Here is a 26359-nt window from a genome sequence, read left to right on the forward strand (position 1 = left end):
GCGCCGACGCCGGCTTCGAGGCCGCCGACCGCGCCCTGCAGACGCACGGCGGGATGGGCTACTCCGAGGAGTACAACGTGGCCCGCTACTTCCGCGAGGCCCGGCTGCTGAAGATCGCGCCGCTGTCCCAGGAGATGGTGCTGAACTACCTGGGCTCCCACGTGCTGGGCCTGCCCCGGAGCTACTGAAATGGGGATGCCACTAGTGAACGCCTTCTCGCTCGACGGCCGCACCGCGCTGCTCACCGGGGCAGGCAGCGGGATCGGTGCCGCTGTCGCCACCGCGTTCGCCGACGCCGGAGCGGCCGTGCTGGTCACCGACCTCGACGGCTCCGCGGCGGAGGCCGTCGCGAAGCAGATCGTCGCCGCGGGCGGCACGGCCGAGAGCCACGAGCTCGACGTCCGCGACCGGGCCGTGGCCGACGCCGCCGCGGCCCACGCCGCGCGGCTCGGCGGCGGCACGCTCAACATCCTGGTCAACAACGCGGGCGCGATCGCCCCGGCGATGTTCCCGAAGATGTCCGAGGACACCTTCCGGCTGGTCGTCGAGATCCACCTGATGGGCTCGTTCACGTGCTCGCAGGCGGCTCTGCCGTTCCTGCCGGACGACGGCACCGGCCGGATCATCAACGTCACCTCCGCCGCGGGCCTCACCGGCACGATCGGCCAGGCCAACTACGGCGCGGCCAAAGCCGGGATCATCGGGCTGACCAAGTCGCTGGCCCGCGAGCTGGCGCGGCGGCAGATCACCGTCAACGCCCTGGCGCCGCTCGCGGCCACGCCGATGACCAGCGGCATCCGCAGCAACGAGAAGCTCGCCGCGAAGACCCTGGAGCGCATCCCGCTGGGGCGGTGGGCCGAGCCCGCGGAGATCGCGGCGAGCTTCGTCTACTTCGCCTCCGACGCGGCCTCCTACGTCACCGGCCAGGTGCTGCCGGTCGACGGTGGGACGGTCATCTGATGCTCGGGAACGAGGTGTTCGTCGTCGAGGCGGCCCGCACGCCGTTCGGGCGGTCGCACCCCGAGAAGGGCTGGTTCCGCGACACCCACCCCAACGACCTGCTCGGCGCCGTCTACCGTGAGCTGCTCGGCCGCTCCGGCATCGCGCCGGGCGTGGTCGAGGACATCGTGATCGGCTGCACCGCGCCGTTCGGCGAGCAGTCCCGCAACATCGCCCGCAACGCCTGGCTGCAGGAGGGCTACCCGCCCGAGGTGCCCGCCACGGTGCTCGACCGCCGCTGCGGCTCCGCCCAGACCGCCATCGAGATGGCGTCCGCGCTGATCGCGTCGGGCGTGCACGACGTGGTGCTGGCCGGCGGCGTGGAGCACATGGGCCACGTGCCGATGAACTCCCCGGTGAAGATCTCCGAGCTCTACGGCGACCCGTGGACCGCTCGCATGTGGGAGCGCTACGACTTCGTTCCCCAGGGCGAGAGCGCGGAGCTGATCGCGGAGCGCTGGGACCTCTCCCGCGAGGAGATGGACGAGTTCGCCGTCCGCTCACACCGGCTCGCCGCCGAGGCGATCACGGCCGGGCGCCTCGATGCCGAGATCATCCCGTGGGGCCTCGACGGCGGGAGCCGCACGAGCGACCAGACCGTGCGGCCGGGCACGGACCTCGCCGCGCTCGCCGGCCTGCGCACGGCGTTCCGCAAGGAGAACGGCCGGATCACCGCCGGCAGCTCCTCGCCCATCTCCGACGGCGCCGCGGGTGTCCTGCTCGCCTCGGGCACCGCCGTCGACGAGTACGGGCTCCGCGCCCGCGCCCGGATCGTCGACCACACCACGGTCGGCGTCGACCCCGTGATCATGCTGACCGGCCCGATCCCGGCCACCCACAAGCTCCTCGAACGCAACGGGATGTCCGTCGGCGACATCGACCTGTTCGAGGTCAACGAGGCCTTCAGCTCCGTGGTCCTGGCGTGGGAGCGCGAGCTCAAGCCGGATCCCGACCGCGTCAACGTCAACGGCGGGGCGATCGCGCTCGGCCACCCGGTCGGCGCCACCGGGGCCCGCCTGATCGCGACGACCGTGGCCGAGATGGAGCGCCGCGACGTCGAGTTCGGGCTCGTCACCATGTGCTGCGGCGGCGGACTGGGCACCGGCACCCTGCTGCAGCGGGTGAGCTGATGCTCGGGACGACCTCCTCCAGGCCCTCTCATCAGGAGAACACATGACCAGACCGAGCACGGTCCGCATCCGCGAGGTCGGGCCCCGCGACGGGTTCCAGAACGAGCCCGAGCACATCTCCACCGACCACAAGGTCGAGCTGATCGACGCTCTCGGCCGGGCCGGCTTCACCCGGATCGAGGTGGCCAGCTTCGTGCGGCCGGACGTCATCCCGCAGCTGGCCGACGGCGTCGAGGTCCTCCGCCGGATCGACGTTCCCGATGACGTCCGGCTGATGGTGCTGGTCCCCAACAGCAAGGGCCTCGACAACGCGCTGGCCGTGCGGGAGACCTTCCACGACGCGGCGATCTTCGTCAGCGCGTCGGAGACCCACAACGGGAAGAACGTCAACCGCACCGTCGCCGAGACCATGGCGGACAACGACGTCATGGCGACGCGGATCCGCGGCGAGGGGCTCGGCTGCGCCGCCGTCATCGCCACGTCCTTCGGATGTCCGTACGAAGGTCGCGTCCCCCTGACCCGCGTCCTCGACCTCGCGGAGCGCTTCGCCGAGGCCGGTGCGACCGAGGTCGGGTTCGGCGACACCACCGGGATGGCGAACCCCGGATACGCGGGCGAGTTCTTCGCCGCGGCACTCGATCGGCTCCCGGGCGTCGAGGTCACGGCCCACTTCCACAACACCCGGGGCCAGGGCCTGGCCAACGCCTACGCCGCCCTCGAGGTGGGATGCTCGAGCTTCGAGTCGAGCTTCGGGGAGCTCGGCGGCTGCCCGGTCCCCGCCGGGTCCACCGGGAACATCGCCACTGAGGACCTCGTGGGCATGTTCCACGAAATGGGCGTCGGCACCGGCCTCGACCTGCCCGCCGTGATCGACGCGGCGCGCCGGGCGCAGACCGTTCTCGGCCGCACCCTCACCAGCCACTCCCTCGTCGCCGGCCAGATCGACTGGCACCTGCAGTCGGTCTGACCATCTCTTCGGAAGGACTTCACATGAGCAGCAGAACGGCATTCATCACGGGCGGGGCCCAGGGCATCGGCCAGGGCATCTCCACCACGCTGGGGGCCCAGGGCTTCGCGGTCGCCGTGGTCGACCTCAATCTCGACACCGCACAGGCGACGGCCGAGTCGATCACCGCGGCCGGCGGCACCGCGCTGGCCGTGCAGGCCGACGTCACGGACACGGCGTCGGTGCAGGCGGCGGTCAAGACCGTCACCGCCGAGCTCGGCCCGATCGAGATCGCAGTGAACAACGCGGGCTGGGACGACTTCATGAAGTTCGTCGACACCACCGAGGAGTTCTGGGACCGCGTCCTGGACGTCAACTTCAAGGGCATGTTGCGCGTCTGCCACGCAGTGGTGCCCGGCATGTCGGAGCGCGGTTTCGGGCGTGTGATCAACATCGGCTCCGACGCCGGGCGCGTCGGTTCGTCGCTGGAGGCCGTCTACTCCGGGGCGAAGGGCGGCACCATCGCGTTCACCAAGACCCTGGCCCGTGAGGTCGCCGGCAAGGGCGTCACGGCCAACACCGTGTGCCCCGGTCCGACCGACACCCCGATGCTGCGGGCCTTCGCGGAGAAGTCCGGTGACGGCGCGAAGGTGCTGGCCGGGATGACGCGGGGCGTACCGATGCGCCGCCTGGCCGAGCCCGCCGACATCGCCGCGGCCGTCGCGTTCTTCGCCTCCGACGCCACCGGTTACATCACCGGTCAGACGCTGTCCGTCAGTGGCGGCCTGACGATGGCGTGAGTGCGGAACTCACCGCCGAGGCCCGCTTCGGGGCCGCGTCGGTCCAGGACTTCCGGGAGCGCGGGTGGTGGCAGGACGGCTCGGCCGCCGCACTGCTCGACCGGTGGGCGAAGGAGCATCCGGAGCGGCGGTTCGTCTCCGACGGCACGGTGGAGCTGGACTGGGCCACGACGCGTGCCCGGGCCTACCGGCTGGGCGCGCGGCTGCGCGAGCTCGGTGTGCGGCCGGGGGACCGGGTGGCCGTGCAGCTGCCCAACTGGGCCGAGTTCGCGGTGTCCTATCTGGCGATCGCCCGCATCGGCGCGGTGACGGTGCCGATCATGACGGTGTACCGGCACACCGAGGTGGCGCATGTGCTGCGCAACTCCGGTGCCGTCGCCGCGATCACCACCGGGCGGTTCCGGTCGTTCGACCATGCGGAGATGTTCCGCGGGCTGCGCGCCGAGTGCCCCGAGCTGCGCACGCTGCTGATCGCGCGCGCCGACGCCCACGACGGTGAGCTGTCGTTCGACGAGGCCTGCGCTGGTACGGATGTGCCCGAGCTCGGCCCGCACCCGGACCCCGACGCCCCGCACCTGATCGTCTACACCTCCGGCACCGAGTCCACCGCCAAGGGCTGTGTGCACACCTGGAACACGCTGGACTTCTCCGGTCGTGGTCTCGCGAACGACGTGTTCCGGATGACATCCGAGGACGTCATGTTCATGCCGTCCCCGGTCGCCCACGCCACGGGCCTGCTGGTCGGGTTGCTGGTGCCGCTCGCTGTCGGCGCCCAGACCCACCTGCTCGACGTCTGGGAGCCGAACGAGGGCCTGCGCCGGATCGCCGACTACCGCTGCACCGCGACGGCCACCGCGACCCCGTTCGTCCGGATGGCGTTGGACGCGTCCCGCGGCGGGCACCCGGACGTCTCGTCGATGCGGTTCTGGCTGTGCGCCGGCGCGCCCATCCCCGAGGCACTCGCCCACGAGTTCGCGGGAGTGTTCACGAACGGGAACCTCGTGCCGCTCTACGGCGCGTCTGAGGTCATGGCGGCCACGTGCTGCCACCTCGAGGACTCGCCGGAGCGCATGTCGAGCTCCGACGGCTCACCCGCGCTCGACGGCGTCCGGATCAAGATCGTGGACCCCGACGGCGATGAGGCGGCGCCCGGCGAGGAGGGCGAGATCTGCTACTGGGGCCCGGGCGCGACCCTGGGCTACTGGCGCGAGCCCGAGCGCAGCGCCGCGGTGATCGACGGCGAGGGCTGGCACCACATGGGCGACCTCGGCCGGGCCGACGCCGACGGGTATGTGCGGGTAACCGGCCGGCTCAAGGACATCATCATCCGCGGCGGCACCAACATCAGCGCCGGCGAGGTGGAGGGGCACCTCGTCTCGCACCCGGACGTCGCGGCGGCCGCGCTGGTGGCCTACCCCGACGACCGGCTCGGGGAGCGGGCCGCGGCCATCGTCGTCCCGGCCGGGGGTACGACGCCGACGCTGGAGGACCTGACGGCCTACCTGCGCACCGAGCGCCGCATCGCGCCGCACAAGCTGCCCGAGCGGCTCGTGCTCGTCGACGAGCTGCCGACGACCGCCACGGGCAAGGTGCAGAAGTTCCGCCTGCGTGAACTCGGTCAGGGCGAGCTCGCGCGCGGTCAGGCCTGACCCGGTTCGGCCTCGCCGCAAGGTCAGCGCAAGGTACGGAAGGCCGTCCCGAGGTTCGTGGGAACCTCGGGACGGCCTTCCGGTGTCTGTCGGTCTCGTCAGCTCGCCGATCCCTCGCCGGTCATACCGCGGCGTTCGTCGCGTGGGATTGCGCTCCACCCGTCATGACGGGCGCGGGCTCGGTGGCGGGTCGGCGGGACGGGGGCTTCGGAGCCGGTCCGACGCTCCACCCCTCGCGTTCGGTGGCGGTCGGGCGGGTGGAGCGGAAGCCGTCGAGCAACCGGTGACGCCGCAGCGAGATCTCCATCGGCAGTTCGGTTCGCAGCTCCCGCAGGATCGCGCGCCGGTCGGCGCCGGGTGCGCGTAGCGCGCGAGCCAGCCCGGTGACCAGGCGGCTCGGGCTGATGACCGACTCGACGGGGCGGACGCGGTTGAACGTGTCGGACAGGTTCGGCCGGTCCCCGCCGACGAAGGTACGCAGGACCTCCCGCACCAGGGGGCTGGTCGTGCCGGGCCGGGACTCGCGGTTGCCCCAGTGGTAGGTGGAAATGGTGTCCGCGTCGCGGGCTGCCTCCCAGTCACGCAGTGCGGCGTCGAGTGTCCCGGGGTCGGACAGGGTGGTGGCGGCCGCCTCGCCGAGCAGGCGTCCGAACTTGAGGGCGTCGCGCATGCCGTTGCCGGTGACCGGGTCCTTGAAGTGGCCGGCATCGCCGGCCAGCGCCCAGCCGGGGCCGGAGGAACGCCGGTAGTAGGCGGAGAGGTCGTCGGTGCTGCGCAGCTTGCTGAGGTTCGTGGCGGCCCCGACCCGGGCGTTGAGCGCCGGGTTGCGATCGAGCATCCGCTGCCAGTGCGCGTCCGGCTCGCGTCGGAAGTCCGGGATGGTCGCGGCGTCGGTCATGTTCACGACGAGGGTTCGACCTGCGGGGCAGGACGGCAGGACGAGTACCTGGTCGCTGCCTGCGCGGAAGATCTCGAGTGCGTCCGGGGCGTCGGCGCCGAGGGGGTCGTCCAGGTAGCGGAACGCGAAGCCCCGCCCGTTCCTCGATGCCCGGTAGGGAGTCCAGGCGTCGACTTCCCCGGCGATGCGGGAGCGTCGACCGTCGGCCCCCACCACGAGTGCGGCGTGGATCTCGTATTCGGTGTCGCCGCTCCGGCAGCGCACTCCCACCGCGCGTCCGTCCCGCCAGACGACCTGGTCGACCATGGTGCGCTCGCGGACCTCGGCCCCGGCCTCCCGGGCGGTCTCGACCAGGACGGCGTCCTGCTGGTCGCGAGGGATGCACAACGCGTAGTCGATTCCGGAGAACGGTGTGAACCGTTCCTTGATCTCCAGGTCGCCGTCGTGCACCGACAGATAGCGGCTCTTCGACGGCCCGAGGGCGAGGATCCTCGGCAGGGCACCCATGAACTGGAGTTCCTGCACCCCGTTCGGGACCAGCACATGCGTCGAGAGCGTGTCTGAGGGGAACTTGCCCTTGTCGACGACGATGACCTTGTGTCCGGCGCGCACCAGCGGCACGGCCGCCGCGGTGCCCGCGCAGCGGGCTCCCACGATGACGACGTCCGCCTTCTCGATCTCCGTGCTCATCAGCGTCCTCTCTCGGGGATTCAGGCCAGGCCGATGGCGCGGAGCAGGACGAGTGAGTCGTAGTAGGCGTGCACCGAGGTCGCCTGACCTTCCGCGTCCACTTCCCAGACGTCGGTGCCGAAGACCTCGAACGCGTTGCCGCTGATCGGTGCGCCGGGCGGGAACTCGCCGGTGTGTGTTCCGGTCATCCGCCACTCCGACGCGACGCGGCCGGCGGCGGCGTCGACGAGCGGCCTGCCCACGGGCTCGAAGGTGAGGTCCGGGAATCCCTGCCAGGCACCCGTGAAGAAGGCGGCCGCACCATCGTGGTCGGCCAGCGGCTCGGGGAGCAGTGGATCCACCCAGTGGACCTTGGGATGCACGACCGCCAGAGCGGTCGCGACGTCCCGCTGGTTCCACGCGGCGAGGTAGCGCCCCGGATAACCCTCCAGCGTGCTCGTGGTCAGGCTGAGCGACATGTACTACACCTTTCCTTCGGCGACGATCCCAGCTGTGAGCGCTGGATCCTGTGTGTCTGGTCACCGTCACACCCCCACCTGGGTCGCGCCACATCCCGATGAGGGAACTTCATCCCTGAGAAGGCGGAGAAGGGTTGTCCGCGCTGTGGGCCCCTGCTTCGCTCACGCGACATGAGCACCCAGACTTCTGCGATCGACAGCGACGTGATCGCGGCGCCGACCGGCTCCGTCCCGGCCGAGATCGACTTGGCGGCGTTGCTGGAACGCCGGGCACGTGTTTCGGCGGAACGCCCTGCCGTCACCTTCCACGGGGTGACGCGCACGTTCTCCGAGGTCTACGACCGGGTCCGGCGCCTGGCCGAGGTGTTGCGGCGGGGCGGAGTGGGCAAGGGCGACCGCGTCGCGTATCTCGGCCTGAACGACCCGGCGATCCTGGAGTCGCTGTTCGCGGCGGCCAGCCTGGGCGCTGTTCTCGTCCCCTTGAACTTCCGTCTCGCGGGCCCTGAGCTCGCCTACGCGATCACCCACTCCGACGTCCACACCGTCCTGGCCGACCAGCTGCAGACCGCGGCGATCGACGGAGTCCGCGACCAGCTGCCGGCGCGCAGGTTCATCCGCGTCGCCTCGGGCGAGCCCGTGCCGGGCTGGGAGGAGGGCGAGGAGCTGATCGCCGCCACGAGCTGCCTGACCGAGCGCGTGCCGGTGCAGCCCGACGACCCGGCGCTGATCATGTACACGTCGGGGACGACCGGACGTTCCAAAGGCGCCGTGCTGACCCATGGGAACCTGTGGTGGCACAACATCGGCGTGGTGCTGGCTCTCGACATCGCCTACGACGACGTCTCCATGGTCTGCGCGCCCATGTTCCACATCGGGGCACTGAACGTGACGACGATCGCGACGTGGATCAAGGGCGGTCGGCTGGTGATCCACCAGGGCTTCGAGGCACAAGCGGTGCTCGACGACCTAGAGCGCGAGCGGGTCACGACGATGTTCGGCGTCCCGGTGATGTGCGAAGCGCTCTCGGCGCTGCCCGGGTTCGAGGTCGCGGATCTATCGACCCTGCGGCTGATCATCACCGGTGGTGCACCGGTCCCCGTGGGCTTGATCCGTCGCTTCCAGGATCGCCACGTCGAGCTGGCCCAGGGTTACGGTCTGACCGAGGCCGCGCCGGTCGCCTCCTTCCTCACGGCGGAGAACGCGCTGCGGAAGATCGGCTCAGCGGGGCGACCGCTGTTGTTGTGCGATCTCCGCGTCGTCGACGCAACTGGTACACCGGTGCCGCCGGGTATCGACGGCGAGATCGAGGTCCGCGGCCCGAGCGTGACACCCGGATACTTCCGGGACCCCGACGCGACGAATTCGGCTTTCAACGGCCAGTGGCTGCGCACCGGAGACGGCGGCCATCTCGACGAGGAAGGCTTCGTCTTCATCGCCGACCGGATCAAGGACATGATCATCACCGGCGGTGAGAACGTCTACCCCGCCGAGGTCGAAGAGGCGCTGTTCGACCACCCCGCCGTTGCTGAGGTCGCGGTCATCGGCACGCCCGACCCCCGGTGGGGCGAGCGGGTCTGCGCGGTCGTCGTCACGGCGCCCCATGCCACGGTGGATCTCGAACAGCTCCGGGAGTACGCCGCGCGGCGTATCGGCCGCTACAAGCTGCCGCTGCAACTCGAGATCCTCGACGCCCTTCCCCGCAACGCCACGGGAAAGGTCCTCAAGACCGAGCTACGTAGGCTGTACAGATAGCACGCGCGGCTCACCGCCTGCTGCGGGCGAAGCGGGCCACGGCGTCGGACCGATTGACGGCACCGCTGACCCGCAGCACCGCGCGCACATGGCTCTTCACCGTCGGCACGGCCAGCACGAGCCGCTCCGCGATCTCGGCGTTCGACAGCCCCTTCACCATGAGATCCCGGACTTCGCGCTGCCGCGCCGTGAGCCGTCCGTTCAGATCTGACGAGGTCGTCCCGGGGCCCGGAGCGGTCGTTGTGCTCCACAGGACGAGTGGACTGTCGACCAGCTCGAGTGGGCGCTCCGTGAAATCGGCGAGTCCGTTGAGCAGCCGGGCCAGAACGTGCTGCTGCTCCTGCGCCCGCTGCCGCATACCGAGGAAGGCGAACATGGAGCCGAGCGCGCTCGCGTACGCCTCGACGATCTCAGGGGCGATATCCTCGGCCCCCACCACGTGTAGCAGGCCGACGATCCGGCCGGAGGAGGTGACGGCCGCGACGACGAACCTGCGTCCGTCGGGGGCCGGATCCCGCATGCCCGACCGTCCGGAACGGATCACCTGCTGTTCCACAGCAGCGGCGTCCTCCACGTTCACCGGGCCCGAAGGGAGAGCGTCGTCGGCTTCGAGAAGCTCGACCTCTCCCGCCCTTAGCCAGGGCACCCACACATCGTTCGTGACCTGCCCGAGCGCGGCGGCGTCGGCATCGCATCCCGCGACGGCCAGCGCCCCTGCACAGCTGACGAGCTCATCGACATCGCGGCATGCCCGCAGATCTGCCAGCACCGCATCCAGGGTGTCCCAGTGCGGCCGGCCGGACGGCACGCTGCCAGCCTCGTTCACCTGACGCCCTTCCTGATGGCGAGGTACCTGGCCACCGCGGCGCCCCGCGTGGTGACCCGGAGTTTGCGCAGCACGCTGCGCATGTGGGTCTTCACGGTCTCCTCCGACAGGGACAACCGCTGCGCGATGACCCGGTTGGTGGCACCGTCGGCGACGTGGCCGAGAATCTCCCGCTCCCGCACGCTGAGGAAGGCATCCACGTGGATGGCCGCTTCGGCGTCCGGGCGCGCAAGATCCGGCCCGTCCACGGCGATCGGGAGACCGGGGGTCGCCGAGCCGAGCAGGGTGAGTGCCTCGACGGCCCGCTCCAGCTCGCCCGCGGCGCGCCTTCCCCGCTCAGCCACCCGCTCGCTCCACTCCACCCGCTGGTAGACGACCGCCAGCTCGCCGGTGAAGGCCTGGATGTGCCGCCGGTCGTCGTCGTCGACCCGGCGTTCCTGCCCCACCCGGTCGGCGTGCATGAAACCGATGGTGCGCCCTCCGACAAGGATGGGCGCGGCGACGTATCCGGGGCTCCGGGCGACCTCGATGATCGGCTGGAACGCCCGGCTACGGATGAGGGACTCGTCGACGAGCACCGCTGTCCGACGCCGAACCATGTCGGTCTCGGCCAACATGTTGGCGAGCGGGATCTCCGTATCGCTGTCGACATAGGCCCGGAATGCCGGCGCCGCGGCATCCAGATCGTCGCGGGTGTGCAGCTGCAGCGGTACCCAGCGCGACCCGCGGACCGCGGAGAGCATCGCCCGGGTGAACCCGCACGCCTCGGCCAGCTCGCGCGGCGCTGAAGCCCGGACAAGCAGGGTCGACCCGGCCGCATCGAGACGCCCCAGGGCGTCGCGGATCCGAGCCCGGCACTCGACGAACGGATCCCTGGCCGCCAGCGGTTCCTCGACACGCCGTGTCATCGCGGCCCGCTCGTCAGATGCCCGGACACGATCAGGGCGGCGAGGACGACAGCCATGATCACCACGACCACGACCACGACCACGACCACGACCACGAGCGGGGCGGTGCGTTGGTCGATGATGAACGTTCGCGTGGGCCGCTCCGGTCGAGGGCGCGGCGCGCGTCCTCCAACGCCGGCGGACCTATGAAGTCCCTGAGCCGGAAGCGGCGGCCGAACATTTCGCCGGTCTCGACCCCGGACTGCAGTTCGGCCGCGGAACCGTAGGAGACGATACGGCCGTCGCAGACGGCGAGATGGTCGCCGAGCGAACGCGCGAGAGAGATTTCCCCACCCCTTCTGGTCGCGGCCCGGCGTCGGTCAGCCGCGGAAGTAGTGGCTCACCGCTGCTGCGCGGTTGGCCGCCCCGAGCTTGCGCAGTATGTGCTTCACGTGGGCCTTCACCGTGGCCTCGCTGATGAATAGGGACGAGGCTATCCGCGCGTTCGTGTCGCCGTCCGCCATCCGCTCGATGACCTCGCGTTCGCGAGCCGTCAGCACCTCGATCACGGCTTCCCGGCCCGGCCTGACCGGGACGGTCGGAACGACCTCGGAACCGAGGCCCGTCGGTATCGTGGCCCGTCCGGGTGTGTGGTCCATCTCGGAGTCGAGCAGCTCGTCGACCATGTCGGTGACCGAGGCGCTGTAGGCGCTCACGGTCTGCCTGATCGACTGCAGGCGTTGGTGGTAGACGGCCCGCTCGAGGGCGAACCCGAGACATTCGGTGATCATGCCGAGCACGTCCCGGTCGAACCCGTCCACCGAGCCGGTCTGCAGACCGGTGTCGGCGTGCACGAACCCGACCACGGCACGTCCGACGACGAACGGCGCGGCGATGTAGGCCTTGGTGCCTGTGACCTCGACCAGCTCACGATGGACCCGTGGGTTGTTCTGTGGGTCCGATACCAGCATCGGGGATCGCCTGCGGACGAGTTCGGACTCCAGCAGCCCGCTGTCGATCCACCGTGGTGAGGCACTGCCCGCGGCGATGATCGCCTCGGCCAGCGCGGAGTCGCCGTCGACGTGTGCGGCGTCGGCGACCCAGCACCCGTCGTCGATCCGCGACACGAGGCACCGTCCGTAGCCGACTCTCGCGACCTCCGCGGGTGCCCTGGTGAGGATGTCGCCGACTCTGGTGGCGGATCGCAGCCGGTCGAGGACTCCGGTCACCGAGGGCGCCGCGGCCCCTCGCCGGGCGGTCTCCGCCTCACCGACCGCGGTGCGGCACCTGCCGACACGGGCCAGAACCGTGCAGAGTCGAGCCCGCTTCTCCACGTGCAAGGTCGGGTCGGCAAGGCTCTCGACCAGCGCGGCGCTCGCGATGTCGAGTGCGGACAGGATCGTGGCGGAGCCCGCGTCGAACCGGGCGGCGGGTACACAGTCCACGGCCGTCAGGGACTCGGCGAGCTGGAGAACGGTGCATGCGTTTCGGACCTCGTCGGCGACGGAGCCGGTCGCTCGTAGGAGCGGCGGTTCGGCCGGGCCGTGCGGTGTGCCGGTGGGCGTGTTCATCGCATCTCCTCCTCGAGCACGGTGACGTCACCCCGCAAACCACGGTGAGCGGCTCGATGCGGTCCGGTCCGTCAGTGACTCAGATCATAGGTGGGGCGGGGGCCAACGGGACATCACCCCGGTCGACGGTGCAACCATGATAATTATCAGACCAATCTATGAGCCAGACGGCTACACCTCCGGCGGAGTAGCCGTGGGGATGAGGAACCTTCTCCCCACGGATGATGTGTGCTCCCTCCGCCGGTCGGATCATTGGGCCCCGAGAGTCCCACCGGTCGCACCGTTGCGACCCCGACGGCCCGGAGGAACATGTCGTGACCACCATCCAGGAATCCGTCGATCGAGTCGTACCCGTCCCGGACAACGTGGTGCGGCAGATCGTCCTTCCCGAGGGCCACCGCGACGAGGTGCGGTTGTTCGAGGCCTACTCCTGGCTGCGGGAGCACAACCCGCTCGCCCAGGTGACCGTCGAGGGCTACGACCCGCTGTGGCTCGTCACCAAGCACGCCGACCTGATGGAGATCGAGCGCCAGCCGCATCTCTTCACCAACGGTGGAGCGGACGAGCCCGGCTCGCACAACCCGATCCTCGGGAATCAGGCAGGTGACGCGTTCACCCAGAGCCTGACCGGCGGCAGTCTGCGCATCCTCGACGCGCTGCCCTACCTCGACCCGCCGGAGCACTCGACGGTCAAGGATGTGGCCAACGACTGGTTCCGGCCGGCGAACCTGAAGAAGTGGGAGGACCGGATCCGCGGGCTGGCTCAGGAGGCGATCGGCAAGTTCCTGCACAGCGGCGCGAACGACATCGACTTCGTCAAGCAGTTCAGCGTCTTCTACCCGCTGCATGTGGTGATGAGCCTCTTCGGGGTCCCGGAGGAGGACGAACCCCGGATGATGGCGCTTACCCAGGAGTTCTTCGGAACCGCGGACCCGGACACCGCCCGCGCCGACGTCGAGCCGCTCACTCCGGAGGCCGCGGCACAGCAGTGGGCGGCGGCGATCGCGGACTTCTACGCCTACTTCGACACGCTGGTCGAGGCGCGCCGGGCGGAGCCGCGCGACGACCTCGCGACGATCATCGCGGTGGCGAAGGACGAGAACGGTGAGTACTTCCCCAAGACGTTCGCCTACGGCTGGTTCGTCGCGATCGCGACCGCCGGACACGACACGACGTCGAGCACCCTGGCCGGCACGATCGAGGCGCTGGCCCAGCACCCCGACCAGCTCGCCGCGATCCAGAAGGACCCGGCGCGGATCCCGGACCTGGTCAACGAGGGCCTGCGCTGGGTCTCGCCGGTCAAGCACTTCATGCGGCGGGCGACGCAGGACTACGTGCTGCGCGGCCGGGAGATCAAGAAGGGCGACCGGTTGATGATGCTCTACCAGTCGGGCAACCGGGACGTGGACGTGTTCGACGAGCCCGACACTTTCGACAGCACCCGCAAGCCCAACAAGCACATCGCGTTCGGTTACGGGCCACACATGTGCATCGGGCAGCACCTGGCGAAGCTCGAGATGCGGATCATGTTCGAGGAGCTGCTGCCGCGGATCCGCTCGGTCGATGTCACCGGGCCGCGCAAGGTGCTGCAGACCAACTTCGTCGGCGGCCTGCAGAACCTGCCGGTGCGGCTCGAGCTGACCTGACCCACGCTCCGGCGGGGGTCGCGTCAACCTCGCCGGGGTGATAGTGGCCGGGCCCGTTCCCGCGACCTCTCGGCGGCGCGACACCTCATCGTTCCCTCGTCCCCGAACCCCTTCGGAGCTCCCATGCCCATGGTCACCTATGTCGTCCCCGACGGATCGACACACGTCGTCGACGTCCCCGCCGGGCAGAGCGTGATGGACGGCTCGGTACGCAACAACCTGCCCGGGATCGTCGCCGAGTGCGGCGGTAGCTGCTCCTGCGCGACGTGCCACGTCCACCTCGACGAGGAGTTCGCCGACCTCTTCGACGAGGCGAGCGACGAGGAACGGGACCTCCTCGAATACGCCGAGGACCGATCTCCGCACTCGCGGCTGTCCTGCCAGCTGATCGTCCGCGCCGGCTGCGACGGTGTGCGCTTGACGGTCCCCGACAGCAACGGATGACCCGCATGCCGACGGAGTCAGCCGCCCGCTCCCGGGTGGTCGTCGTGGGTGCCGGTCACGCTGCAATCACGCTGGCCGGCCTGCTCAGGCAGGCCGGCCACGTCGGGGAGATCGTGATGATGGGGGACGAGCTCGACCACCCCTACCAGCGGCCGCCGCTCTCCAAGAAGTTCTCCGACGGCAACCTGGAGCAGTGGCTGCGACCACCGGAGTTCTACGGCGAGCAGGACATCACGCTCCGTCTCGGCGAACGGGTCCTGACGATCGACGTGCCACGGCAGCACATCGCCACGTCATCCGGCGACGAACACCCCTATGACGTGCTCGTGCTTGCTACCGGCGCACGCTCCCGCCCGTTGCCCGTCCCCGGGATCGAACTGTCGGGTGTCGGCCACCTCCGGACGCTCGAGGACGCCCGCGTGCTGCGGAAGTGGGTCGCCGACGGACGGCGCCTGGTGATCGTCGGCGGCGGCTACATCGGTCTGGAGGTCGCCGCCGTCGTGCGTGCGCGAGGCGGTGAGGCGACAGTTCTCGAGCGGGAGGAGCGCGTCCTGGCCCGCGTGGCGAGTGCCGACCTGTCCGCGATCATGAGCGACCGGCACACCACCGAAGGAACGTCGATCCGCACCGGCGTACACGTGACCGGATTCGAGGGTGCGGGGTGCGTGTCCCGAACCGTGCTGGCAGGCGGGGCGAGAATCGACTGCGACGCGGTGCTCGTCGGCGTGGGTGCCGTGCCCAACGACGACCTGGCTGTCGAGGCCGGCTTGGACGTGGCACCCGGCGGTGGCGTGCTCGTCGACGGAGTCTGCCGCACGAGCGTGCCCTCGATCCTCGCCATCGGCGACGTGACCTCTCGGCCGTTGCCGGGCCTGGCCGCCACCCGACGGCTGGAGAGCATCCCCAGCGCTACCGAGCAGGCGCGGCAGGCGGTCGCCGCGATCCTCGCTACCGAGCCGCCCCCGCCTGAGACCCCGTGGTTCTGGTCCGACCAGTTCGATCTCAAGCTGAAGATCGCGGGAATCGTCCGACCGGGCTCTGAGATCGTGCTTCGCGGCACACCGGCCTCCGGGCGCTTCGCCCTGTTCCACCTGCACGACGACGTGGTGGTGGCTGTCGAGTCCGCCAACGCCTCGCCGGAGTTCATGGCCGGAAAGCGCTGGATCGGCTCCGGCAGCCGCGTGGACCCGAAGCGGCTCGCGGATCCCGGTGTCGCCCTGCGCGACGCCGAGGTCTGATCTCCGGCGCTGATCCCCCCGAGCACCGATCCACAAGCCTCACTGCACACCCGACCCACCCAGGAGTTCCGAATGAGAAGTCGCGGCGCTGTTCTCCGCCACGCTCCAGGCAAGTTCGAGATCGTCGACCTCGAGGTCGACGATCCCCGCCAGAACGAGATCCGTGTGAAGATGGTCGCCTCGGGGCTGTGCCACTCCGATGACCACATGGCCACCGGTGACCTGCCGGTCGCGTTGTACCCGGTGTGCGGGGGACACGAGGGCGCCGGCATCGTCGAGTCGGTGGGTCCCCACACGACGGGCTTCGTGCCGGGCGACAAGGTCGTCTTCTCGTTCCTGCCGGCCTGCGGCAAGTGTCGGTGGTGCTCCACCGGCCACCAGAACCTGTGTGACCTGGGCGCGCTCGCGCTCGTGGGTTCCCGCTGGGACGACCCGACGAGTTTCCGTCTGAAGCTCGACGACGGCACGCCGGTCGCGCAAGCGCTGGGGATCTCGACGTTCTCCGAGTACACGACCGTCTCGGTGGACTCGGCGATCAAGGTGCCGGCGGACACACCACTGGAGCGGGCGTGCCTGCTCGGCTGCGCCGCGGGCACCGGATGGGGTTCGGCTGTGAACACCGGTGAGGTCAAGCCCGGCGACACGGTGATCATCATGGGTGTCGGTGGCATCGGATCGATGGCGGTGCAGGGTGCGGTGCACGCGGGAGCCGCGCAGGTGATCGCGGTGGACCCCGTGGCGTTCAAGCGGGAGACCGCCGAGGCGCTGGGCGCCACGCACTCCGTGCCGTCCATCGACGCGGCCACCGAACTCGCCCAGAGCTTCACCAACGGCCAGGGTGCGGATGTCGCGATCGTGACGGTCGGAGTGATCCACGGCGAGCACGTGGCGCAGGCTTTCGCGTCGGTCCGCAAGCAGGGCACGGTCGTGGTCACCGCACTCGGCAACGTCACCGAGGTGGGTATCCCCGTACCGCTTCTCGAACTGGTGCTCTTCGAGAAGAAGATCAAGGGGTCGCTGTTCGGGTCGTCCAGCCCGAACGCAGACATCCCCAGGCTGCTCGGCCTCTACCAGAGCGGGATGCTCAGGCTCGACGAGCTGATCACCACCGAGTACGGGCTCGACGACATCTCTCGTGGCTACGAGGACATGCACGCGGGCACGAACATCCGCGGCGTCATCCGCTTCTGATCGACCCGGTTCGCCGTCGCCCGATCGCGGGTGACCGTACGTCGTGACGTGACCCGCAGGAGGTGTCGACCATGCAGAAGTTCTCCGCCATGAGTGCCGGACCGTCGTCGGGAGCCGGCGGGCGGCGTCGAAGGCGCCGGCCCGATCCCGAGCGCCCTGTCGTGACCGGCCGAGACGCCTACCCCTGGCAGATCGGCCTGGCCGCGGTCGTCTGGATGGCCCTGGGCGCCCTGCTGATCTCGTCGGGGATCGGTTTCACCGGTTCGGATGCGGATACGGAGCAGGTCGACAAGATCTCCGGATCGCTGGGTGCGGACACGGTCGTGAGTACGGCCCAGCACGGCGGGGGAGTCCTGTGGATTCTGCTCGGCATCGCGGTTCTCCTCGTCGCGGCGCTCCTCGCGATCGGCCAGGGCTGGAGCCGGTACGTGCTGTTCGCGCTCGGCTTCACCGCCGTCATCGCGCTCGGTGTGGCGGCCCGGTGGGAGGTCGTCCTGGCGATGGGCTTCTTCGTGGCCGGTTCCCTGCCACTGCTCGCCCCGCGCGCACACCGGTACCTCGCGCCGTGACCGCCGAACGGAGCACCCGCAGGCGCAACGTCCCCGAACCGGTCCTGGGCTGGATCGACTGGGCGCAGACGGCTCGCGGCGCCTCGACCGCGTTCAGCATCCTGGTCGTCGGAGGCCTGGCCCAACCGGTGGTCGGTACGGTCGCGCCCCCGGTGGGGGCGGTCTGGCTGATCATCGTCGCCGTCCTCGCCTTCGCCGTTGCCGGGTGCAGGATCGGTGACGCAGGCCTTCCGATCGCGCACGGCGCGGCCACCGCGGTCTTCGGCTACCTCTTCGTGCTGCCCCTCGTGGTGTTCGCCGCGCACGGCATCGATGCCGGACAGGTCGCGGGCACTGCGGCCGTGGCCGTCGTCGTCGGCGGTGCGGCGGGCTGGCTGGCCGGTCAGGCCAGGTCGCGTACCCCGCAGGGATGACTCGGACGATCTCAGGTGCGGATGTGGCGCAGGCCACTGTCCATGACTGTAGGAACACGCTCGGCGTTGGCGACGTCCACCTCCGCCCGACTCTCCCCGATCGATCACAAGGAGTTCGATGACCACCGCGACCGACAGCGGGTCTGCCGGAGCCCCAGGAATTCTGGAGATACCGCGCCGGACAGTGGGCGGCCGGCTCCGCTCGGTGGGGTCCGGTCTGCGCGGGACGTTGCAGCAGGCCGGGGAAATGGCCGAGCTACTGGCGACCGTCGCCTACAGCGCCGTTCGACACCCGCGCGGGTACTGGGGGGATGTCCGCGACCAGCTCTTCGAGGTCGTGAAGCTCTGCTGGTTCCCGATGGCCGTGGCATGCGTGGCCTTCGGCTTCGGTGCGCCCGGACTTCAGGCGGGCAACCTCTTCATCCTGTTCGGGATCCCGGAACGGCTGGGTTCCTTCTTCGTCATGGCGAGCGTTCGTGAGTTCGCACCCTGGATCAACGCGATGGTCGTGGCCGGCGTGGTCGGCACAGCGATGACAGCCGACCTCGGCGCCCGCAGGATCCGGGAGGAGATCGACGCCATGGAGGTGCTGGGCATCGATCCGGTCCGTGCCCTGATCCTTCCGCGGGTCATCGCGGTCACCATCATGACCGGCCTGATGGACCTCGTCGCGCTCACGTTCGGCGTTTTCGGAGGGTATCTCGCGGCCATGCAGCTCGGTGCTGGCTCCGCGGCGTTCGAACAGAACTTCTTCTCCAACGCAACGACGATCGACCTCTGGGGCAGCGTTCTGAAGACGACGCTCTTCGGGCTGATCATCGGGGTGGTGTGCTGCTACAAGGGCTTCCGCGCCGGGGGCGGCCCGATCGGCGTCGGCCGCGCGGTGAACCAGGCGGTCGTCATCTCCTTCGCGGCGATCTGGAGCTTCAACTTCGTCTTCACCACGATCCTGCTCGGGCTCTACCCCGAGATCCAGGTGTACCGATGACCGGGGAGAGCTGATGACCATTACCGAACCGAACCCGGGCGGCGCGACGACGGCGCCCGAGGTGCCGTCTGCGGCCCCGAGGCCGTCCCTCGGTACGCAACTGCGCGATGGCGTCGCCGCCGCCGGGGAGATCTTCCGGTTCGCCGGACAGGTCGTCCGCGGATTCCGGGACGTACGGCACTACAGCAGCGAGGTGCTGCACCAGACCGCCATCCTGATCCTGTCCAGCGGTCTGATCATCTGGGTGATGCAGGGCGTGATGGGCACCGTCTGCGGCCTGGAGGCGAGCTACACACTCAAGCAGATCGGAGCGCCGCTCTACTCGGGCATCTTCAACGCGTACTGCTCCATCCGCGAGATGGCTCCGTACATGTGGGGATACATCTTTGCGGCCAAGGTCGGCTGTGGGCTGGTCGCCGAGCTCGGCTCGATGCGGATCGCCGACGAGATCGACGCCATGGAGGTCATGGGCATCAAGTCCAGGAGTTTCCTGGTCGGCACCCGTGTCATCGCCGCGTGGCTCGCCATCCCGTTCCTCTACACCGTCGGCCTCGGGATCATGTACGTCACCATGTACCTGGTGACGGTCGTCCAGCTCGGCGGTGTCTCACCCGGCGGCTACCTCTACATCTTCTGGCTCTACCAGAACCCCCTCGACTTCCTCTACTCGATGATCAAGGTGATGTCCTTCGGGACGACGATCGTGTTCGTCGCCTGCTACTTCGGCTTCAACGCGAGTGGCGGACCGGTCGGGGTCGGCAGGAACACCGCGAAGTCCATGATGATCAACATGGTCCTCATCCACGTGCTCGGTGTGCTGGGAACGCAGCTGTTCTGGGGTCTCAACCCGAACGCGCCGATCGCCAACTGACCCCACCCGCCGAGGAGCAAGCGATGACTGCACGCCCGTCCTACCCCCTCAGCTCGTACGACGATTCGCCCACCACCGTGATCCCTCGGACGAGCACCAGTGGTGCCCACGCCGTCGTCGACACCAAGCCGCACACGATGGAGGTCTCCGGCGTCCACAAGGCGTTCGGCAGCTTCAAGGTGCTCCAGGGACTCGATCTGCAGTTCGCCGACGACGCGATCACCACGGTGCTCGGTCCGTCGGGTACCGGCAAGAGCGTTCTGATCAAACATCTCGTCGGTCTGCTGGAGCCCGACGCCGGCGAGGTCACCGTCTTCGGTCAGGACATCTGGAAACTGTCTGAGAATCAGCGATACGACATTCGCAAGCGCATGGGAGTGCTCTTTCAGGACGGTGCGCTGTTCGGTTCGATGAACATCTTCGACAACACGGCGTTCCCGCTCCGCAAGCACACGGACAAATCGGAGGAGGAGATCCGTGAGATCGTGATGGCGCGGTGTACGGAGGTCGGTCTGGAGCGTTCGCTCCACAAGTTCCCGAACGAGGTTTCCGGCGGTATGCGAAAGCGTGCTGGGTTTGCTCGCGCGATGGTGCTGAACCCGGAGATCGTCTTCTTCGACGAGCCCGACTCGGGCCTGGATCCCGTCCGCACGAGTCTCCTGAACGACCTCATCCTCCAGATGCACGCCGAGCACGGAGGCACATACCTGCTGGTCACACACGATATTCGGACGGCTCGCAAGGTCAGTGACTACGTCGGTCTGATCTGGAAGGGCAAGGTCGTGCACTACGGGGAGGCCGACGAAGCATTCGCATCCGACGATCCCTTCGTGCGTCAGTTCCTAGCCGGCGACTCGGCGGGACCGCTCGGTATGGAATGAGCGCCGTCGACAACTGAATCGATGTACTCCGAAAGCCGTTCCGCACAATGCGGGGCGGCTACCGGTGTCTCCTGCTTCCGGTCCGGAGAATAAATCTCTGAAGATGTTGTCCATTCGGGTGAATTTGCACCGTGCGGCGTCTCCTGAAGAGCTCCGTAATCGTTGCCCGAGCGTGAAACCAATCCGCCTGATAGCCGTCGCCGCCGTATCCGGACTACTGGTCCTGGGTACCGTCGTCGCGGTCGGATGGACGGCCCCCTACCAGGTTCATGTCGTCCTTCCCTCCGCGGTGAACGTCGTGAACGGCGGCGCCTTGCTCATGAACGGATTCGAGGCGGGGACGGTCTCCGGGATCGAGGTCCGCAACGGGCAGGCGTACCTGACGTTGTCCCTCGACGGTGACGCCGCCCCGCTGCACGACGGAGCGGCGGTGTCGATCGGGTGGAAGGCGGTGCTGAGCGAGCGCCAGATTCAGATCACCGACGGCCCTTCCGGCAACGCCCTGATCCCGAACGGCGGGATGCTCGTCGGGGCGATGCCGAAGGCGACCGAGGTCGACGACGTGCTCGATGCGCTCGACGCGCCGACGCGGGACAAGCTCCGCTCCCTGGTCGGCAGGCTCGACGGAACACTGACCGGCAACGAGCAGAACCTGAACGCGACGCTGCAGACGGCCGGTCCGGCGATCTCGTCGCTCGGACGGGTGCTCCAGGCTCTCGGCACCGACGGGCCCGCGATCCACAACCTGGTCGTCCGGCTCAACGGCATGATGGGCACGCTGTCCGACCGGGATGTGCAGGTGCGGACCATCATCGACCAGCTGTCCCAGTTCTCGTCGCAGGCCGCGAGCAGACAGGCGCAGCTCCGGGACACGCTGGGGAAGCTCCCCCCCACGCTGCTGCAGGCTAAGTCCACGCTGGACCTGGTTCCTGAAGCCGTCGACCAGGCGGCGCCGCTGCTCGACGACCTACGTCCGGCGACCGCGAAGCTCGGGCCGGTCGCGCAGAACCTGCGGCCGCTGCTGCAGGACCTCCGCCCGCTGACAGCGGATCTGCGACCCACTCTGGCCGCCGCCCAGGACCTGCTCGATCGCACCCCCGGCCTGCTCGATGTCGCCCACGGCACCGTCCCCGGACTCACCACGACGGTGGCGAACCTGAGCCAGCCGGCCGCGGTGCTCCGCCCCCTCATGCCCGAGGCGGTCGCGTGGGCGTCGCACTGGGGGTCGTCGATGGCGAACTACGACGGCAGCGGCAACTACGCGCGCGTCTACTTCCAGGAAGGTTCGACCAGCGTGACCGAGATGCCCAGCGTCACTCCGCCGGGGGTCACCTACGACCCCTATCCGCTTCCCGGTGCCATCGACGGGCAGCCGTGGACCGACGCCTTCGGGGACGGTCTGCGGTGAGCGGCCCGACGACCCGTGCGGGGGGAGCCCCGCGGCAGGCGCGGTTCACCCGCAGTCGGTTGGCTGCGACGGCGCTGGCGGCGGTGGCCGTCGTTGCGACCGCCGGCGCGTCGAGCCCGGACGGGGGGCAGAGCGGCGACATCACTGTGCTCGCCCGCTTCACCGACGCCAGCCCGCTCCTGAACGGGAACGACGTCAGGGTGTCCGGCGTCAAGGTCGGTGAGATCTCCGGTATGCGGGTGGTCGACGGCACCGCCGAGGTCACCATGGACCTCGACCGCGATGTGCTGCCGCTGCACACCGACGCGCGGGCGACGATCCGGCCTGTCACGTTGCTCGGGGAGCGTTTCGTCGACCTGAACCGCGGAACGCCTGGAGCTCCGCTGATGGCGACCGGCGACGAGATCCCGATCTCGCGGACCGGCCAGGCCACGGACCTCGACCAGGTCCTCGACGTCGTGGACGACCCCACCGGTCAAGCGCTCGCAGCGATGGTCGGTGTGCTGGGCGACGGGATGAACGGGAACGGCCAGAACGTGAACGACGCGGTCAAGGCGCTCGAGCCCGCCATGAACCACACCGACCAGCTCGCCTCGATCCTCGCTCAGCAGAACGACACGCTCAACAGCCTGGTCGACTCGCTGCAGCCGGTGGCGTCGTCGCTGGCATCGCAGGACGGCAAGGCCCTCGACCGTCTCGTCGGCTCGGCGAACGGGCTGCTCACCACAGCCGCAGCCAATCAGCAGGACCTGCGGGCGACGGTCCAGCAGCTGCCGGACACGTTCACCAGCGCGCGGACGACGCTCGGCCAGCTCGCTAGCACAGCTCGCGACGCGAGGCCGGCCCTCGACGCGCTGCGGCCGACCACCGACAACCTCTCCGACATCAGCCGCGAGCTGATCGCCTTCGCCGACTCGGCCGACCCCGCCCTCGCGTCTGCCCAGCCGGTGCTCCAGGAGGCTCAGCAGCTGCTCGACAACGCCCGGCCAGTGGCGACCAGCCTCCGGCAGCAGGGCCCGGACACCATCGGCTCGGCCACCGGACTCGAGCCGATCGTGCGGGACCTCACCGACAACCGCACGAACGTCATGGAGTTCCTCAAACGCTGGGCACTGACGACCAACGCCAAGGACGGCCTCACCCACTACTTCCGGGCCTTCGCCGACGTCACCCCGATGACGGCGACGAGCCTCATCCCGGGTGAAGGCGGGAACGCCGGAGTCGGTGGGACCCCGCCCCCGCTCACGACCGAGCCGGGTGGAGCGCCGGCCGCCCCGCCGATGACGGGCAACCCGAGCGGCCTGCTCACCCCCACCGCGCCGTCCGGCGACGGGGGAGCGACGGGCCTGACCAAGCAGCAGGAGAGCGGAGCCCTCGGGTTCCTCGTCGGAGGCAACCAATGAGCGCTCAGACCAAGAACGCATGGCGCAGGCGGCGCTCGACGCTCATCGGCGGCGGCGTGGTCGTCTTCCTCGTGGGCATCGTCGCCTTCGCCGTCACGGCGTCGAACGGCCTGCCTGGCTACTTGCCCGGGGTCCACCGGGCAATGATCAAGGTCGCGTTCTCGGACGTCGGCGCGCTGCGCAAGGGCGACGACGTCCGGATCGCCGACGTGCGTGCCGGGTTCGTCTCCGACATCGCCCTCGCCGACGGCGGTCCCGTCGTCACCCTCGACCTCGACAAGGTGCGCCCCGTCTACACCGACGCGACCGCGGCGGTGGGTGCGCGGTCCGCCCTCGGGCAGAAGTTCGTATCGCTCGACCCGGGCACGCCTGCGGCCGGCTTGCTGGCCCCGGGCGCCACCATCACCAGGACCAAGCCGTCGCAGGAGCTCGACACCCTGCTCGACGTGTTCGACCAGCCGACGCGCAATGCTGTCGGCTCGACCGTGCGCAACGTCGGCGGCGGTCTGGCCGGGCGCGGCAGCGACCTCGGCGACGGGCTCCGCGCTCTGCCGGCGGTATTGCCGGATCTCGGTACCATCTCTGACGCCCTGTCGTCCGACAACGGGGCAGGGCTCTCCGACATGCTGACCGCGGCCAACCGGCTGGCCCGTTCCTTTGCCGACCGCCAGCACGACATCGGCGCACTGGTCACCCAGCTCGACCCGACCCTGGCCGCGGTCAACACCGACGACGGCGCACCCGCCGCCGACTCATTGAAGGCGGCACCGGACACGCTGCGCGACGTCAGGGCTGCTCTGACCTCGCTGAACGGGCCGCTGGCGTCCACCGATGCTGCGGTCACGACCTTGCTCCCGGGCGCGATCGCGCTCGGCGATGCGACACCCGACGTGCGCGGCGTACTGCGGGAGAGCGTCACACCGCTCGACAAGCTGCCCGGCGTCGCGGGGAGCGCGGACACCGCGGTACAGGACCTGACCCCGACCGTCGGCGACCTCGCTCCGCTGGTCCGGCAGCTCGGGACGACGTTCGCGCAGGCCGCCCCGACGCTCCAGTACACGGCTCCGTACGCGAACGACATATCGCTGTTCTTCACCTACTTCTCCGACGCGCTCAAGTACAGCGACAAGATCGGCCACGGTCTGATGATCTACCCGATCCTCAAGCCGGAGAGCGTGCTCAACAACCTTCCCGTCCAGGACCCGACCGTTCACAGGGATGCCCACCCGCCGCCCGGTGGCACGTTCGACCACCACTCCAACTCCCTGATCGGAGGGCGGCGATGAGCGCCCGCACGATGTGGAAGCCGAGCACCTGGCGAGGTGACCGCCGTCGACGCCGGTTGTCGGCGGTCACGCTCGGTGTGATCTTCGTGCTGGCGGTCCTCGCGCTGTTCCTCACGTTGTTCAACAAGGACCGCATCGGGACCTTCCTTCGGGGTGGCGAGACGATCACCGTCCATTTCGCTGCGGACTACAAGCTGCGCAAGTTCATCAGCGTGGTGAAGACGGCGTACGTCCCCGTCGGGAAGGTCAGCGATGTCGAGCGGGCCGCCGACGGGAGCGCCCTGGTGACGCTCAAGGTCGACGCGAATGCCGTCGACACCCTCGGTTCGGCGCCAACGGCCACCGTCCGCGCCACGACGCTGCTGGGCGGCATCTACTTCGTCGACCTCCAGCCGGGCGGTGACCCCGGACGCTTCGCCGGGACCGAGATCCCGATCGAGCGGGCCCACGGGCCGGTCGAGCTGGGCCAGGTCGTGCAGGCTCTGCAGCCCGACTCGCTGAAGGGCCTGCAGGACTCGGTCGGCAATCTCGACGACACCCTGGGCGATGACGGGTCTGCGGCGCTCCGCAGGCTGACCCGGACCGCCCCGGCCGCGCTGGGGCCGGCCGCCACTGTCCTGAACGCCGCGATGGGATCGAACCCCGGTGACCTCACGAACGTCGTGACGGGCCTGGAGAAGACGGCGAAGGTGCTGACGGAGAACACGGGTCAGCTCGACGCGATCGCGAACGACATGGCCACGACCAGCACTGTGCTGGGCGACCGGAGCCAGGACATCGGCACCGCGATCGACGCGCTGCCGGCCACGCTCGACAGCACCCGGATCGGCCTCGCCCGGCTCAGCGGCACGCTGAACACGCTGCGCGACACCGCATCGGACATCCGTCCGGTTGCCACGCAGCTCACAAGCACCCTCGACACGCTGAACCCGGTGCTCGCGCACGCCGTCCCACTCGTCCGTGATACGCGCGTACTGCTGACCGATGCCCGGCCACTCGTCGAGCAGCTCGTCCCGGCCTCATCGACGGCGACCACCGCGCTCGCGAACGTGCGCGGCCCGGTGCTCGACCGGCTCAACGGGCCGATCAACACCCTGCTGCAGACCCCGTACAAGGGCACAGGTCCCTACGACTCGACATCGTCGGACCGGCCGCTCTACTGGGACGCCGTGTACTCCCTCGTCGACCTCGGCCGCGCGTCGGCTTACGAGGACCAGAACGGCGGGACGATCGGATTCCAGCCCGGCCTCGGCAGCGGCACGGCCAGTGGGCTCCCGCTGAGCCTCGACCAGATGGTCAAGCGCCTCTCGGGAAGCACGTTCACCGATCCTCCCAAGTCGCCGGTCCCGCCCTTCAACGACGTCACCAGTCAGCCGCCGGGCACGGGTCCGCTGGGCCTGGTGGGAGGCAACTGA

At 69.5% G+C, this 26359-nt stretch carries 25 protein-coding genes; 20 read left to right on the forward strand and 5 right to left on the reverse strand.

What is annotated here, in order from left to right:
* The 6 genes from JWR81_RS22755 to JWR81_RS22780 all read left to right on the forward strand — a co-directional run.
* On the forward strand, positions 1-188 hold a 188-nt coding region (locus tag JWR81_RS22755), incomplete at its 5' end, for an acyl-CoA dehydrogenase family protein (protein ID WP_297656664.1).
* Positions 189-195: 7 nt separating this feature from the next.
* Positions 196-960, forward strand: a complete 765-nt coding sequence (locus JWR81_RS22760; protein WP_297656667.1) for an SDR family NAD(P)-dependent oxidoreductase — start codon at positions 196-198, stop codon at positions 958-960.
* Positions 960-2129: a thiolase family protein gene (locus tag JWR81_RS22765; RefSeq protein ID WP_297656670.1), complete on the forward strand. Its 1170-nt coding sequence runs from the start codon at positions 960-962 to the stop codon at positions 2127-2129. Before JWR81_RS22760 ends, JWR81_RS22765 begins: the two co-directional genes overlap by 1 nt.
* Positions 2130-2172: 43 nt before the next feature.
* Positions 2173-3096, forward strand: a complete 924-nt coding sequence (locus tag JWR81_RS22770) for a hydroxymethylglutaryl-CoA lyase (RefSeq protein WP_297656672.1) — start codon at positions 2173-2175, stop codon at positions 3094-3096.
* A gap of 23 nt (positions 3097-3119) precedes the next feature.
* Positions 3120-3875, forward strand: coding sequence for an SDR family oxidoreductase (locus tag JWR81_RS22775; RefSeq protein ID WP_297656675.1), 756 nt, complete (start codon positions 3120-3122; stop codon positions 3873-3875).
* Positions 3872-5524 carry an AMP-binding protein gene (locus JWR81_RS22780; RefSeq protein WP_297656677.1) on the forward strand — a complete coding sequence of 551 codons (1653 nt, stop codon included), beginning with the start codon at positions 3872-3874 and terminating at the stop codon, positions 5522-5524. Before JWR81_RS22775 ends, JWR81_RS22780 begins: the two co-directional genes overlap by 4 nt.
* Before the next feature lie 121 nt (positions 5525-5645).
* Here JWR81_RS22780 and JWR81_RS22785 read toward each other — a convergent pair whose 3' ends face one another.
* Together JWR81_RS22785 and JWR81_RS22790 are read right to left on the reverse strand one after the other, a co-directional pair.
* Positions 5646-7112, reverse strand: a complete 1467-nt coding sequence (locus tag JWR81_RS22785) for an FAD-dependent monooxygenase (RefSeq protein WP_297656679.1) — start codon at positions 7110-7112, stop codon at positions 5646-5648.
* Between the two features lie 20 nt (positions 7113-7132).
* Positions 7133-7570, reverse strand: a complete 438-nt coding sequence (locus JWR81_RS22790) for a nuclear transport factor 2 family protein (protein ID WP_297656682.1) — start codon at positions 7568-7570, stop codon at positions 7133-7135.
* Between the two features lie 171 nt (positions 7571-7741).
* Between JWR81_RS22790 and JWR81_RS22795 the strand changes: the two genes are divergently transcribed.
* Complete coding sequence (locus tag JWR81_RS22795) at positions 7742-9322, forward strand: long-chain fatty acid--CoA ligase (protein ID WP_297656685.1); 1581 nt, start codon at positions 7742-7744, stop codon at positions 9320-9322.
* Between the two features lie 10 nt (positions 9323-9332).
* Here the strand turns inward: JWR81_RS22795 and JWR81_RS22800 are convergent, their stop codons facing one another.
* The 3 genes from JWR81_RS22800 to JWR81_RS22810 all read right to left on the reverse strand — a co-directional run bounded on the left by JWR81_RS22800 (position 9333) and on the right by JWR81_RS22810 (position 12606).
* Positions 9333-10148, reverse strand: coding sequence for a LuxR family transcriptional regulator (locus JWR81_RS22800; RefSeq protein WP_297656687.1), 816 nt, complete (start codon positions 10146-10148; stop codon positions 9333-9335).
* On the reverse strand, positions 10145-11056 hold the full coding sequence (locus JWR81_RS22805) for a response regulator transcription factor (RefSeq protein ID WP_297656690.1): 912 nt from the start codon (positions 11054-11056) through the stop codon (positions 10145-10147). Before JWR81_RS22805 ends, JWR81_RS22800 begins: the two co-directional genes overlap by 4 nt.
* A gap of 359 nt (positions 11057-11415) precedes the next feature.
* Positions 11416-12606, reverse strand: a complete 1191-nt coding sequence (locus tag JWR81_RS22810; RefSeq protein WP_297656693.1) for a LuxR C-terminal-related transcriptional regulator — start codon at positions 12604-12606, stop codon at positions 11416-11418.
* 314 nt (positions 12607-12920) lie between these two features.
* Between JWR81_RS22810 and JWR81_RS22815 the strand changes: the two genes are divergently transcribed.
* From JWR81_RS22815 to JWR81_RS22875, 13 genes are all read left to right on the forward strand, one after another.
* Positions 12921-14252, forward strand: coding sequence for a cytochrome P450 (locus tag JWR81_RS22815; protein WP_297656696.1), 1332 nt, complete (start codon positions 12921-12923; stop codon positions 14250-14252).
* 123 nt (positions 14253-14375) lie between these two features.
* Positions 14376-14696 carry a 2Fe-2S iron-sulfur cluster-binding protein gene (locus JWR81_RS22820; RefSeq protein WP_297656699.1) on the forward strand — a complete coding sequence of 107 codons (321 nt, stop codon included), beginning with the start codon at positions 14376-14378 and terminating at the stop codon, positions 14694-14696.
* Between the two features lie 5 nt (positions 14697-14701).
* Positions 14702-15934, forward strand: coding sequence for an FAD-dependent oxidoreductase (locus JWR81_RS22825; protein ID WP_297656702.1), 1233 nt, complete (start codon positions 14702-14704; stop codon positions 15932-15934).
* Between the two features lie 72 nt (positions 15935-16006).
* The gene (locus tag JWR81_RS22830; RefSeq protein WP_297656705.1) at positions 16007-17125 is read left to right on the forward strand and encodes an NDMA-dependent alcohol dehydrogenase; all 1119 of its coding nucleotides are present in this window, start codon (positions 16007-16009) and stop codon (positions 17123-17125) included.
* A 161-nt stretch (positions 17126-17286) separates the two neighbouring features.
* The gene (locus JWR81_RS22835) at positions 17287-17694 is read left to right on the forward strand and encodes a hypothetical protein (protein ID WP_297656712.1); all 408 of its coding nucleotides are present in this window, start codon (positions 17287-17289) and stop codon (positions 17692-17694) included.
* Positions 17691-18107: a hypothetical protein gene (locus tag JWR81_RS22840; protein ID WP_297656722.1), complete on the forward strand. Its 417-nt coding sequence runs from the start codon at positions 17691-17693 to the stop codon at positions 18105-18107. The genes JWR81_RS22835 and JWR81_RS22840 overlap by 4 nt, the downstream gene beginning before the upstream one ends.
* A gap of 118 nt (positions 18108-18225) precedes the next feature.
* Entirely contained in the window at positions 18226-19095 is an 870-nt protein-coding gene (locus JWR81_RS22845) for an ABC transporter permease (RefSeq protein ID WP_297656724.1), read from the forward strand.
* Between the two features lie 13 nt (positions 19096-19108).
* Entirely contained in the window at positions 19109-19966 is an 858-nt protein-coding gene (locus JWR81_RS22850) for an ABC transporter permease (protein ID WP_297656727.1), read from the forward strand.
* A gap of 23 nt (positions 19967-19989) precedes the next feature.
* The gene (locus tag JWR81_RS22855) at positions 19990-20847 is read left to right on the forward strand and encodes an ABC transporter ATP-binding protein (protein WP_297656730.1); all 858 of its coding nucleotides are present in this window, start codon (positions 19990-19992) and stop codon (positions 20845-20847) included.
* Between the two features lie 298 nt (positions 20848-21145).
* Entirely contained in the window at positions 21146-22255 is a 1110-nt protein-coding gene (locus JWR81_RS22860) for an MCE family protein (RefSeq protein ID WP_297656736.1), read from the forward strand.
* Between the two features lie 83 nt (positions 22256-22338).
* On the forward strand, positions 22339-23658 hold the full coding sequence (locus JWR81_RS22865; protein ID WP_297656739.1) for an MlaD family protein: 1320 nt from the start codon (positions 22339-22341) through the stop codon (positions 23656-23658).
* Entirely contained in the window at positions 23655-24944 is a 1290-nt protein-coding gene (locus tag JWR81_RS22870) for an MlaD family protein (RefSeq protein WP_297656742.1), read from the forward strand. The genes JWR81_RS22865 and JWR81_RS22870 overlap by 4 nt, the downstream gene beginning before the upstream one ends.
* Complete coding sequence (locus tag JWR81_RS22875) at positions 24941-26359, forward strand: MlaD family protein (RefSeq protein ID WP_297656745.1); 1419 nt, start codon at positions 24941-24943, stop codon at positions 26357-26359. Before JWR81_RS22870 ends, JWR81_RS22875 begins: the two co-directional genes overlap by 4 nt.

The organism is Pseudonocardia sp., from assembly GCF_025965585.1.
Taxonomy (GTDB): Bacteria; Actinomycetota; Actinomycetes; order Mycobacteriales; family Pseudonocardiaceae; genus Pseudonocardia.